Below are 14,224 nucleotides of genomic sequence, written 5' to 3' on the forward strand. Positions count from 1 at the left end.
ATACATCATATATTTTTTGCTTTATCCTCAAGATCTGGAGAACTAGGCCAATAAGTAATTTTTTACCATGGCAATTACTGCATGATTCGCTTCAGGGAAATGTTCAGGATTTAACTCGTGCTGGTAAACCCATTTCATAGCCAATTGCCCTTCCAAACATGAAGGCATTCCAGAAAATTGATTCACAAGAAAAATAATTAATTTTACCGTTTTATCAGGATATTGGTGGTGGACTTCACCGAGTAAGTGGTATTGATTAACCTCTAAGCCCACTTCTTCTTTTACTTCTCGTATTAATGCGGATGATGATGACTCATCTGTTTCTAACTTACCGCCGGGAAACTCCCAACATCCTCCATGAGGTACATGAAAAGGACGCTGGGTTATTAGAATTCGTTGCTGCTCATCAATAATGACCGCTACGGCAACGGTAATGCTCACGCCAGACTTCCATGGCAAGATTTATATTTTTTACCTGATCCACATGGACAAGGATCATTTCGACCCACTTTCTTTTCTTGTCGCTTGTAGGTTTGCGGCTGAGCTTCTTCTTCATTTTCATCGGCATAGTTGCCATGTTGTAAGCTCATCTTACTGACCTGATCAGCACGTCGTTGTTCTTCAACCGCATTAACGTCTTCTTCAGTTTGAATTTCAACTGAAGAAATTAAACGAACTACATCATACTTTAAATTATCAAGCATGGTTGTAAACAGAGTAAATGCTTCCTTTTTATACTCTTGCTTTGGATCTTTTTGCGCATAACCACGTAAATGAATACCTTGACGCAATTGATCCATTGCAGCCAAATGTTCACGCCATTGATTATCTAAAGTTTGTAAAACCACAGACTTTTCAAACTGTGACATCGTGGCTCTTCCAGCCTGTTTTACTTTTTCATCGTATTTACGTGCAGCCAGATCAAGAACTTTTTCTCTAATTTGTTCTGGTTGGATATGATGATCTTCTTCAATCCACTCAAGCACTGGTGCTTTGAGCTTAAATTCATCCATCAGGACATCACTTAAAGCTTTGGGGTCCCATTGATCTTCCAAGCTTTGTGGAGGAATATAAGTATCAACAAGATTAGATATCACTTCCTCTCTCATCGTGTTAATCATCTCCTCAGTATCCGTCATTTCCATGATTGAGGCACGTTGAGTATAAATAACTTGTCTTTGATCATTAGCCACATTGTCATAATCGAGCAGTTGCTTTCTCACATCAAAATGGTGCCCTTCTAGCTTTCGTTGAGCATTCTCAATTGCTTTGGTAACCAAGCTATGTTCAATAGGTTCACCCGGTTTCATGCCTAAACGACGCATCATCGATGCAACACGCTCTGAAGCAAATATTCGCATCAAATTGTCTTCAAGTGACAGGTAGAAACGGCTACTTCCGACATCACCCTGACGTCCTGAACGACCTCGCAACTGATTATCAATCCGGCGTGACTCATGACGCTCTGAACCTATAATTCTTAATCCGCCTGCTGCAAGTACTTCATCATGGCGTTTTTGCCACTCTTTTTTTACAGCATCTATTTCTTCGGCACTTGCCGTTTCAGGTAATTGCGCCAAATCAGCAGATAAACTTCCACCCAGTACAATATCTGTTCCCCGACCAGCCATATTGGTAGCAATAGTTACGGCACCAGGTCGCCCCGCTTCGGCAATAATTTGTGCTTCTTTTTCATGGAACTTAGCATTAAGTACCTGATGTTTAATATTTTCTTTTTTAAGGAGTTGACTTAAAAATTCAGACGCTTCTATCGAAACAGTACCGACAAGAACAGGTTGTTTGCGCGCGATACACCCACGAATATCTTCGATAACAGCCTGAAATTTATCTTTTTGAGTTAAATAAACCAAATCAGACTCATCTTTGCGTACCATAGGTTTATTTGTAGGAATTACAACCACATCAAGATTGTAAATCTGCTGTAATTCATAGGCTTCGGTATCTGCTGTCCCAGTCATTCCTGACAATTTATTATACATACGGAAAAAATTCTGGAATGTAATTGAAGCCAGAGTTTGGTTTTCATTTTGAATGGAGACCCCCTCTTTAGCTTCAACAGCCTGATGCAGGCCCTCAGACCATCTTCGACCAGGCATGGTTCGACCAGTATGCTCATCAACTATAATCACCTGACCGTCTTTAACGATATAATCCACATCACGATGAAACATAGCATGTGCTTTTAATGCTGCATTGACATGGTGCATTAACATAATGTTACTGGCATGATATAGGCTCTCGCCATGATCCAAAAGTTTTGCTTTAACCAGTAACTCTTCAATATGTTGATGGCCTGCGTCAGTAAGATGTGCCTGCTTTTGTTTTTCATCAACAGTATAATCTCCTTCTCCACCCTCTTCTTCTTGTTTTTTCAAATGGGGGATTAAGGTATTAATTTTGATATAAAGTTCTGAGCTGTCTTCAGCTGCACCTGAAATAATCAGCGGGGTACGTGCTTCATCGATGAGAATTGAATCCACCTCATCCACTATAGCAAAATTTAGATCTCTTTGTACTTTGTCTTCTAGACTAAAAGCCATATTATCGCGCAAATAGTCAAAGCCATACTCATTGTTTGTTCCGTATACAATATCACAACGATAAGCTTCTTGTTTCGCAGGATGCGGCATATCAGGGAAAATCACACCTACAGTTAATCCCAAAAACTCGAATATAGGCTTCATCCATTGACTATCCCGTTTAGCAAGATAATCATTCACTGTAACAACATGCACACCACGCCCAGTAATCGCGTTTAAATATGCAGGCAAAGTAGCGACTAATGTTTTACCTTCCCCTGTTCGCATCTCGGCAATATTACCTTCATGCAACACCATTCCACCGATTAACTGCACATCAAAATGACGTAAGCCTAAAGTGCGTACGGATACCTCTCTTACTGTAGCAAAAGCCTCTGCTAACATCTCATCAAGGCTTTCTCCTTCTGCAAAACGTGCTTTAAAATGCTGGGTTTTTGCGGCCAATTCAGCATCAGTGAGTGCTTGCATTTGTGGCTCAAATGCATTAATTGCCATTACTGCCTTTTCCATACGCCGCAATGTACGCTCATTTCGGCTTCCAAACATTTTCTTAATCAACGTATTCAGCATGGCCTAAATAATCCTCTGGAGATATCAAATAACAAATTGCTTAATGTACTAAAATTTGGGGAAAAATACTATGAATACCTACTAATTTAAGTGAATCTTCATGGTTTAACTTAGTGAAAGGAACAGTTTCTGACAAAACAGACAACTAAAATATTAATTTCCGCCATTTTCTCTCATAGTATACAATATTTTAGTATCTAAATGGCGCATCGATTCAGAATATATCTTACAGTGGAAATCTTTAGTACTAGAAAAAAACCTCTAAGCGTGAAATACCCTAGCAAGCACACAAACTGATCAATTAAAAAATACAGCCCTATCTTCTGTAAATAAAAATAACAATATGTTTTTATTAAGAATTGTGATAAAAGCCTGATTTTGAAATTAACAGGAGATAATAATGGTACAAATAGTTTTTTTTACTGACCCAGGAAAAGATGGGGATGATTTGCTTGCTACAGTCCATGTCATCATGCAAGCTAAAGCTGCAGGTATTATAGATCCTTTAACACCGATTAAATTAATCACCACCGACGAAATTCCTTGCAATGAATATGGAGTGCAGGACCCCAATGGCAAATACGGTTTGCGTGCTTTATATTTACAAATGCACATTGAACAATTGCAGAAACAATTAAACCTGCCCAAAGGTAATTTACCCGAAGTAATTGCTGGCCCAGTAACAAGTTATTACAGCTATAACGAACAACTTAAAAAATACCATCATGAACCATCAAAAAGCGATGCCTTCTATCCTACTGATGAAGTAATTAAGTATTATGCACAATCTGATGTATTGCCACAGATAAACTCTCTTTTAAGCACTGCCGAACAACCCAATGCGTGGTTACAAAAAATTGGGCAAGCAAGTCCTGAAGACACAACTTTAGTTAATATCGCATCATTTAATGCAGTTAGCGATTTTCTTGCACAAATGGCACCAGAAGAGCAGAAAAAGTATACCCTTATCAATATGGGTTATAATAGACCATACTCTCAAAATGATTATCAAACTTCGGATCTTCCCTACAATGCACGGAGCACCGACACGAACAAGGCAGCTGTTGCAGTAGCAGCATTAACCCATGACAAAGCATTTCATGTGGTTTCAAAAACAACTCGCGTACTCCCTAACTACAGTAAAATAACATCGATTAAAGGGACATCAGAGATTATGTCTCGTGCCTATCCTGTATTAACCGGACAATATGCCCCTACGCTGCTCACAGCGATGAGCGAGTTTATAAACAGTTCTAAATACAAAGGATTTTGGCCTCATGATGTTGTGGCTTCACTTTTGGCATTAATTGGAATAATCAATTGGAAAGAGTCAATTGGAACTGAAGTGACTAAAGAAATGCTGTTTAAGGAAACAGCTCAAATACCTGCCCATGATCTCCGCCTACGCATGGTCAATACTACTGGAGTTTTAATTGATTCCACCGTTCCTGCAGACCAAGAGAAAAAAGATATTGCGATAGAAAGTGATGGAAACTTTATTTATGGTAAAGAAATAGATCCCATATTCTTTACTTCTCTATTGCATCTCATTGCTGCGGGCTGTGTCAAAGAACAAGAACGCTTAGTTAATTGCTATAAAAAAATCATTGAATTAAAAGCTGACTTACATCACTTAAAACAACAAGGTAAAACTGATCCAGAAAAAGAGAAGCGCGTTAATTCTCTCTGGATAAAGGCGAACTTATTGGAACTGCAACAACAGCTCAAACTACAAGCTCAGGCTAACCTAGATGAAGCAAATAAATATTTTCTTAGCGCTGAAACATTAGAAGCTGAGAATAAAAATGCATTAGGTGAAAATCTCCTGCAATGGGTTAGGGAAATCGAAGCATTCTTACAACTTACTGAAAACCATGATTTGCCAGAATCAATGATTCAAGAAATCAATAAAGCATTCGAGCAGCCTACAACGGAGAAAAAATATACTGCTTTGACAGGCCTCTTCGTTAATATGCTAAGACCCAAATTGATGCCAACTGAAAGTGCATGCAATTTACTACAGCAAAATGGCAAATTGGGTTTTGAATTTAAACGAACTGGTAATAGCGTTCTATACTATTCTTTAGCCACCCTAAACCACTTTGTCACTGCGTTTTCAAACGGTGTTCGGGGCATGTCTGCAGGATATAAAAAACTACTGCGTTTAGAAGGTCATTCTGAAACCAATAAAACGGCGTTTTATTTGCATTTAGCACTTCATGATGCAGGAAAAGGGGACCAAATAAAAAATGCAGTCCATCGGGATATCAAAGGGAATTATTTAATTCGGCTTCCATCTGGCAGCTATTTTAAGTGCACTGACAACCGACTCCTTTCTCCCGCTGATGCAGAACAATTCGAGAAAGCAAAAGAATATGTTGATCATGACATTGCCCTGGAACTTTATGGTTTTGTTGGTTCTCAAGAAAAGAATTGTACTGCTACAGAATATTTATTATGGGGTGGTCCCGCACCTGAAGAAGAACAAAAAAATAAAGCAGCATTTATTCTATGTGATGAATTGTTCGATTTAAGCAATGAAATGAACATTGCCCAAATTGTTCAAGGCGAAATTCCTTTTGCAGGAATTAAAAAAGGATTAGATTTATTTTTTGCTGCGTACAAAAAAAATCCAAAACTCGCTGAATTGGTTTTTGTACATCATTGCTATGACATTTTTGGCGCGAAACCTTCTGATACAATGGTTAGTGCTTCTGGAAGTTCGCCTGAAATTCATTTAAAAATCAATCTACTTTATCAAACATTAGTTCGCGTAGCTCAAAAACAAGAACCAGGTAAAGATGCTGCTGAAGAAGCCTATACTCTGTATCGCAAAAAATTAGCGAAAGCCATCCCTGAGATTCTGGGCTCAGAGCCTTCATTGCACGATTTAGCAATTACACGTATTGCGCAAATGTTGCGTTGTCATTTATTTAAAACGGTACAAAATCCAAACAATAAAAAAATGACAATTCGTGACGAAGGGCAATACGAAGCAAGGACTCGTTTATTTGTAGAAAGTATTGATGCTGCATTCCATCAGTTACCTAAAAGAGAACAACAAAAATTAGTAGAATTTCTCAATAATACAGGCACCGGAATGACTCCGGCGGTGATGGTCAAGTATGGTCCCAAACTTTTACTGACAGCAACTACTGGCGCTGAATATGCTAAAGCGGATCCAACCGATGCAACTAAAATTGCTCAATGTCTAACACCGATATTGAAACTCTATTTGAGGCTGTACGAATATCAACAAACTCGTTCTAGCAGATATAGTGATATCGATGTCGATGATTTAGCAAAGATCATGGAACAAGTTTTTACTTGGTATAAAGATGCAAGCAAGAAAGAGAAAGATCATTTTGCAGACTTGCTTTTCGATTTACAAGTAAAAGGACAGGCCAATGCGTTTTTAACTCAGCTCGGAGATATCAAGTCTAAATCTGCTTTAGAACAAGTGGCAAAGATACAAGAAGGTTGCAAATCAATGGGTTATCGTTCGATTGAAACTGAAAATGAGAACGTTAGCTTTTTGGACTATGAATCAAGGCTGCGTACGACCCCCATTCATACTATCTATTCTGATTTGCAAAAATCTGATCTAGATAAAAATAAAAAAAATTCCTTTAAGAAGGATTTTCTACTCTATCAATTAAATAACTTACCTCAGGTTTCGGAATGGCAACTGAAAGCAAGAAATGCAAATGGAACAATTGATAGCTTCAAGATTCATAAAGACTCAATTTTTGCCCCAGAGTCGCCTAAGGAGGCTGTTAATAAAGCATTATTAGAAGTACTTAAATACCTCATAATCGACACGCAGTGGGATATTGGTTATTTCGGTGGGGAAAAAGTTAAATCTACTACAGGTGATTCCAATCTCATTCCTAAAGGAATGTATGCGGTCCTTAAAGAGATAGAAAATGCGCAAAAAGGCTCGGTGTCATTTACAAAAACTGTAGAGAAAGTCGCTGGGATGATTGCGGCTTCCGCTAAAAGAAATGATCACGGCTTGTTCAATAAACGAGGAGAAACGACGCAAATTTTCTATGACAAAGCACAAAAGCTGCTAAGTGAAGATGCAGAAGAAAGTTTGCACCAAGCGTTTGTTAATCTGTAATCTCAATAAGGAGCAACATAATCCCGACTGTAGCGAGGGATCTCTAAATCAGGAGATCCTTCGTTGCATTACCCTGGCGTCAATCAACTCATAAATCTGGGTTTTGTCTGTCTGCATAATACCTGATGCATTTCCTACTTTAAGTACGACACAAACGAACAGCTAAACCAATAGAAGATCCTACGTTACACCGTTTTTTAAAGTACGAACAAATGTTGAATATCTGCATCCTTCTTACTTAATTCTAAAAACAGCTTTCCCCCTTATCATAGGTTGTCCTGACATTATCCTTATCAAACGAATTATCATATTGTTGGATGAAATTTAAAAACGCTATTTTTCATTTCGACCATTCATTATTGTAGCACTACAGGATAATTCGATTCAGAGCTGTCTTGAATCATGGTTCAAGACAGTAGATGTTTTGTTCTTGCGCGAGTAGACAATTGTGTTCAAATTTTTCTAGGGCGTGCAACGTGTTTTTTTCTAATAATTTAGCCGTTCTGATAATTTCCTGTTTTATATCTATTAATGAATTGATGCTTGTCTCTTTTCCAATTTTTAAAAGCGATGATGAGAGGTGATTTAATTCACTTATGGGTGTGTGTAAGCTAATACCCAAAATTAGTTTTTTTAGTTCGCGATATTCATCATTTATTGTTCTAATCTCCTGTAATAAATGAAAATATTGTTCAAAAAATTTAAGCTTCAACATGCTGTGCTTGAGGAATAACATGTGGTCCTGATACATTTCTGGTGCGAAACGATGCATGGCTTCTAATGTACTGGGTGCTACTGCAAATAGACCGTTATAAGTGCATCGGAATAAAAGTGCCATGTCGCATTCGAGTTCTTTAAAAACAGCCTGATATACCTCATCAATTGGCCCACAAAATGCAGGGTCATCAGAATTTAAAGAGATCATTTCATCTTTAAATAAAGTTTGAAATTGAGTATGAGATTTTAAATTGGGTATTGATTTTGGGAAAAATGCAACATCACTTAAAGGGCATAGCTCAAGTGTTATGCCGTCAAATTTAAGTGTTTTTTCGAGTTCTGGATAATTGGCAACATTTCTTCCATGGGCAAATCGGTCAAGATATTTTTTTGCAATTTCCAGGGTATGTTTCTGTGCCTCAGGCTCGATATGGGCGGTGATAAAATACCAAGGATTACCCTTTTGCTGTCTGTAATGATTGATCTCAGCGAAAAAATTAAAAAAACGCTCTAGAGGGAACCCATCTTCTGCACCTGCAAGGCCTATTGTTGTTACCATCGGATTGGGATATTGTTGAATACTAGCCCATATGCTCTGAAAATCTTCTGGATCTATGTGTCGCTCTTGATAATAGCGTAATCTTAATGTGGTGACATCACCAAACTCTTTGATACCTCGCGCGATACCACGATTATAGGCCTGGTTAAATTCAACAAAAGTTATATGCTCTTTACATTGAATCCAGGATATTCCAGGCAAAGCGAAAATGACATGATGCTCATAACAATATTTATAAAATGCATAAGTGAGATCTTCGATATCTTGTGGCGTTTTCAACAGATTCGAAATACGTCGAAAGTCTTTGATAAATTGATCCAGATCATCCGAACCAGTAAATTTCCATTGCTGGGTTTGTTCATCGATCAAGTCATATGGAAAAGGGATATTATTTCGCTCAGCTATAATTTTAGCTAATTCAATATCAATCAAAAAGCCCGCCTCAGCGTGAACATGTAAATCTGTTTTAGGCATTTTTTGAATAAGCAAGGTATTGATATCAACATCTTCATCACATAAAGTCTGTAAATGGTGTAAATCTTCCAAACTAAGCGATGGGAGTTTAATTGAAAAGTCGGAGCTGGCTTCCTTAAAAAATCGTTCTTGCATATATCCCTCTTTATAATATGATTAGACCGGCTTGTCCGGATATGCTAAACAGTAAATTATTATTTTTACAAAATATAGGGTCAGGTCGTGCTTTTTGCCTTTATTCGTAAAAGAGAGCAAGTCAGGGTAATAAACTCCTTAGCGTAAGGAAACGGTTAAAAAAATAAATTTCAATTCTCATCACACCGCTGCAAGCAATTCAATATTCTGAAGATACTCGCTTAGTTCTTGAAACAAAGTTAAATTTTTATCCTGCAAAATCAGCATCAACTTTTTTTTCCACTGACTGGCGCCAGGTAAACCAAAAGCAAGGTTGAATACAGGTTTTATTAGTAAACTAAGCGATACACCCTTGCTGTATTGATCAAGCAAATAATCCAAATAATAGTTAAATACCTGACTGCGTGTTCTCACGGAAGTTTCAGGATAAAGCGTTTGATGTATTGTTGCTATTTGAAAAGGATTATCACAAGCTAAACGTCCAAGCATCACTCCTTCAACATGTTGCAGATGTTCCTTAATTTCTCCTATATTCAAAATATTGCCATTGATCACTATCGGAATTGCAGGAATTTCCTTTTTAAGACGATAAACATACTCGTAATTAACCGGTGGAATTGTTCGATTTTGCTTTGGATTTAAACCGTTTAACCAAGCTTTACGTGCATGAACAATAATCTTTTGTGCCCCGGCTTCAACTAATTGATTTACAAAATCACTAAAAAATTCATAACTGTCTTGATGATCAATTCCTATTCTAGTTTTGGCTGTAACAGGAATACTCCCTGCTTGTCGCATGGCATGAATACAATGAACAACCTGTTTTGGATCGTTCATCAAACAGGCACCAAAACGTCCTGCTTGAACCTTATCACTAGGGCAGCCAAGATTGATATTCACTTCATCATATCCTTCTTGCTCAGCACGTTGAGTGCATTGCGCTAAGGCATCAGGATCCGAACCACCAAGTTGAATTGCGATGGGATGTTCTTTTGCATTAAATTGCAAAGAACGCACAGGATTGTTTTGTATCGCCCCAGTAGTTTGCATTTCAGTATACAAAAGTGCATGAGGAGCCAAAAAACGCATAAAAACTCGAAAATGACTGTAGGTCCAATCGATCATCGGAGCAATAGACAAAGGAGAAAGCAGAATATTCGTCACTGTTATTGTTCGGTTAAAAAGTGCTGATTATAACTGAAACTAAAATTTTTTGTGCAAAAAAATAACCGAATTGCAGTAGATGCCGATGTAACACCCCCCCTCCATCCCGAGCATAGCGAGGTGTGACGGGGAGATAAGCACTTCACTCTATTTTTGATGTACCGCATTCATTGCTTGAATAAGTAATTGTAAGCGTGTGCGTCCTTGGTAAAAATTAATATCCAGCTTATAAGCCGCATGGATGTATTTAACTCTGTGGTTTGGCCAAGATTTTAAATCAATGTTAAATGCAATCGCATCCACCTGTTGATCACCCTGTGTTGTTGCCAAAGTCATTTTCAAATGATTTTTTCCCACCAGTCGTTGCTCAAGCACTTCAAAAACATTATCAAATACAGGCTCAGCAAATTGCTGTCCCCAAGGACCCGCTTGCTGGATCAATTGAGCAATCTCAATATTAAGCTCTTCAGGCTGCAATGGCCCATCTGTAAGCACTTCCCCTTCGCATTGAGATAAATCAATATGCTTACTCACTTCAGAAATTAATGCTTCACTAAAGACTTTAAACGAGTTTGGATGAATACTCAGACCTGCAGCCATGGCATGACCACCAAATTTACTGATGAGCCCTGGATAATCCTTATCAATTGCTGCCAATACATCTCGAATATTTAAATCCGGAACAGACCGTGCAGATCCTTTTAATTCATGTTCACTGACTTCCGCAAATGCAATAACAGGTCGATGATATCGCTCTTTCACGCGTCCCGCTAAAATTCCAATAACCCCCTGATGCCAGGTTTTATCAAAAAGGCATAAGGCGATGGGTAAATGATTACTTGTATATTCTGTACTTAAAGCAAGTTTTTCCAATGCAAGCATTGCTTGCTCTTTCATTTCAGTTTCAATCAACTTTCTTTCTTCATTTAACTCATCGAGTTGTTGACAATAGTTTCTGGCTTGTTGCTGATCGGTAGTAATTAAGCATTCTATGCCTAAAGCCATATCGTCCAATCTTCCTGCAGCATTGAGTCTTGGTGCAATAGCAAAACCTAAATCGGACTCTCTTAGTCGCGCATACTCACGTCCAGACACTTCAATCAAAGCCCTAATTCCTACACGACATTGTCCTTGACGAATTCTGGAAAGACCTTGATTCACCATAATGCGGTTATTCTGATCCAGCCCCACTACATCAGCGACAGTGCCTAATGCAACTAAATCCAAAAAACTGGCCATATTAGGTTCAGTGATATTCATTTCATGGAACCAATTGGCATTCACCAAATGTCTACGCAAAGCCAGCATGACGTAAAAAATAACCCCTACGCCAGCAATCGATTTACTGGGAAATTTACAATCTGGCTGATTTGGGTTCACAATAGCACAGGCAGCAGGAAGAGTATCTGCAGGCAAATGATGATCGGTGATTAAAACATCAATCCCTAACTGGTTTGCTTTTTCCACACCCTCAACACTAGCAATACCGTTATCTACGGTGATAATGAGATCAGGCTTCCATTTACTGGCCACCTCAACGATTTGAGGTGTTAAACCATAGCCAAACTCAAACCGATTAGGAACCAAATAATCAACAAATTGAGCTCCCATAGCCCGTAAAGCAGTAACAGCAAGTGCGGTTGAAGTTGCACCATCTGCATCAAAATCACCAATGATTAAAATTCTATGCTGTTCACGTAATGCGCTCTCTAAACGTACACAAGCCTCTTTGATTCCCTTAAAGCTGTCAAAAGGCAGTAATGTTTGGAGTTGTTTATCCAATTGGCAAGATTCTTTGATCCCCCTGTTTGCAAATATTCGCCTTAATACATCAGGCACATTAGGTAAATCGAGTATGTGTGATGGTCTGGGGCGTTGTTTAATTAGCATGTATTATTTTTCTCCATAAACGTGCATACCACCTGCCGCTATTCATCAAATAAGCAGTATTATTCCAATACAAATGAACGGGCATTTTCTTTAATTCTTCTTGATGTTGCTTGCTCAGTATTGAAAACTCAGAGAGTAATAAAATTTGAAAGTCCTTGAGCTTTATTTCTGGGCTATAAACAGTCACCTGAGTACTGCATAATGTCGCAAATGAAAAAAAATGCGTGTCAACACAAATATTAAGTGCTTTTTTCTCATTAAGTTTTGCATTTCCCCAAACCCACAATCCATTAATTAAAGAGTGATTCGGTCTAGAGGCGAACAGCATTTGGCTTTCAGTGATAAATTTCTGCCAATGCATCGAATTATCAAGTTGGATTAATTCGGGCATTATGGATTGATGCAATATATGATGGGGCGGTTTTGCATTTAAAGAATATTTTTTATTCGTATTAAGCAACCAGGTTTCCGCATCATGATAATAAAGTACGGTCTCGTCTTCAGCCAGATACTGTGAAAATACGTCAAACCATGATCTCGACTCACGCTCTTCCAGCTGTAAGTCTCTAGCCGAGGCAACGATCATCGCATCATTATGGGTTGCTTCCCAGTGAACTGGTGTGACTATGAACCACTCGCCTTCCAAATTATGATGTCGTTTTAATAAATCGGCATAAGGTGGATTAGTAGGTTCATAGCCCAGGCTCAATAAAAAATTGAGTAACACATTCCCTTCTGAGGTTAGTGGACTCATTCGTTCTGGAATAGAATTACACTGTGCGTCAATTACAACATGCATGTTTCTTCGGCCTTAATCAATCCATCTCTACGAAACAATGCCTTTAAGTTTCGTAATGCTTGCCGCATACGATCTTTATTTTCTATTAAACCAAAACGAACATGATGATCACCTTGTTGGCCAAAGCCTATCCCTGGGGATACAGCGACATGAGCTTCTTTAAGTAAGTATTTGCTGAATTCAAGTGACCCCATGTGTTGATAATGAGTTGGGATGGGTGCCCAAACGAACATAGTTGCTTTGGGTCGAGTCACTTCCCAGCCAATCTCATTTAAACCATCACAAAGAATATTACGTCTTTTCTCATAGAGTGCCCTGATTTCATGCACACACTCATCAGGCCCATCTAGTGCGGCAATAGCAGCAACTTGGATTGGTGTAAACGTACCGTAATCCAAATAAGATTTAATTCGAGTAAGCGCGGCAACGAGTTCCTCATTTCCACAAGCAAAACCAACTCGCCAACCCGGCATATTATATGACTTGGACATCGAATAGGTTTCGATGGCAACATCCGTAGCGCCGGGTACTTGAAGTATTGATGGAGCTTTATATCCATCAAATACAATATCAGCATAAGCTAAATCATGAATTACCCAAATTTTATGTTTTTTAGCCAGATCAATTACTTGCTCAAAAAAAGAATAATCGACACAATGCGTACTTGGATTAGCCGGGAAATTAATGACTAATGCTTTAGGTTTCGGCAAGCTTCGATTAATTGTGTCCTCTATTGACGCTAAAAACTGAGTTTCATTAATCAAAGGAATTTGTTTGACGTTAGCACCTGCAATAATAAATCCATAGGTATGGATAGGATAAGCTGGATCAGGGACCAGTATGGTATCTCCAGGCCCACTTATCGCTAAGGCCAAATGTGCCAACCCCTCTTTTGAACCAATAGTAGCTAATATTTGAGTCTCACTATTTAACTGTACATCATAGTTACGTTGATACCAGGAGGCCATAGCCCTTCTTAACCTTGGTATTCCTTTGGACATAGAGTATCGATGGGTATCTGGCCTTTGTACTGCCTCAATTAACTTATTGACAATATGAGGTGGTGTGGGTTGATCCGGATTTCCCATACCGAAATCAATAATGTCTTCTCCCCGCGCCCGCGCTTCGGTTTTTAATTGCGTTAAAGTATTAAAAACATAGGGTGGCAAACGATTTATGCGCGGAAATTGACTCATAATAGTGACCTCCGTAGTATACTTGCAGCTATGTAT

Annotated in this window: 8 protein-coding genes; 1 reads left to right on the top strand and 7 read right to left on the bottom strand. The window is 38.5% G+C overall.

Annotation, left to right across the window (positions count from 1 at the left end; translation table 11 throughout):
• Positions 1-42: 42 nt before the first annotated feature.
• Together mutT and secA are read right to left on the bottom strand one after the other, a co-directional pair.
• On the bottom strand, positions 43-441 hold the full coding sequence (mutT, locus tag EL022_RS11350; RefSeq protein ID WP_035900449.1) for an 8-oxo-dGTP diphosphatase MutT: 399 nt from the start codon (positions 439-441) through the stop codon (positions 43-45).
• Entirely contained in the window at positions 438-3,131 is a 2,694-nt protein-coding gene (gene secA, locus EL022_RS11355; protein ID WP_028380459.1) for a preprotein translocase subunit SecA, read from the bottom strand. Before secA ends, mutT begins: the two co-directional genes overlap by 4 nt.
• 400 nt (positions 3,132-3,531) lie before the next feature.
• Between secA and EL022_RS11360 the strand changes: the two genes are divergently transcribed.
• The gene (locus EL022_RS11360; protein WP_028380458.1) at positions 3,532-7,254 is read left to right on the top strand and encodes a hypothetical protein; all 3,723 of its coding nucleotides are present in this window, start codon (positions 3,532-3,534) and stop codon (positions 7,252-7,254) included.
• A 400-nt stretch (positions 7,255-7,654) separates the two neighbouring features.
• Here the strand turns inward: EL022_RS11360 and EL022_RS11365 are convergent, their stop codons facing one another.
• From EL022_RS11365 to alaC, 5 genes are all read right to left on the bottom strand, one after another.
• Positions 7,655-9,139, bottom strand: a complete 1,485-nt coding sequence (locus tag EL022_RS11365; protein ID WP_028380457.1) for an amidohydrolase family protein — start codon at positions 9,137-9,139, stop codon at positions 7,655-7,657.
• A gap of 180 nt (positions 9,140-9,319) precedes the next feature.
• Positions 9,320-10,303 carry a tRNA dihydrouridine(20/20a) synthase DusA gene (dusA, locus tag EL022_RS11370; RefSeq protein ID WP_028380456.1) on the bottom strand — a complete coding sequence of 328 codons (984 nt, stop codon included), beginning with the start codon at positions 10,301-10,303 and terminating at the stop codon, positions 9,320-9,322.
• Between the two features lie 147 nt (positions 10,304-10,450).
• A complete protein-coding gene (gene recJ / locus EL022_RS11375; RefSeq protein ID WP_028380455.1) occupies positions 10,451-12,193 on the bottom strand; it encodes a single-stranded-DNA-specific exonuclease RecJ in 1,743 nt (580 codons plus the stop codon).
• Positions 12,183-12,992, bottom strand: a complete 810-nt coding sequence (locus tag EL022_RS11380) for a hypothetical protein (protein WP_028380454.1) — start codon at positions 12,990-12,992, stop codon at positions 12,183-12,185. The genes recJ and EL022_RS11380 overlap by 11 nt, the downstream gene beginning before the upstream one ends.
• Complete coding sequence (alaC, locus tag EL022_RS11385; RefSeq protein WP_028380453.1) at positions 12,980-14,188, bottom strand: alanine transaminase; 1,209 nt, start codon at positions 14,186-14,188, stop codon at positions 12,980-12,982. Before alaC ends, EL022_RS11380 begins: the two co-directional genes overlap by 13 nt.
• Positions 14,189-14,224: the final 36 nt, after the last annotated feature.

This window comes from Legionella cherrii (genome assembly GCF_900635815.1).
In the GTDB taxonomy this organism is placed as follows: Bacteria; Pseudomonadota; Gammaproteobacteria; order Legionellales; family Legionellaceae; genus Legionella; species Legionella cherrii.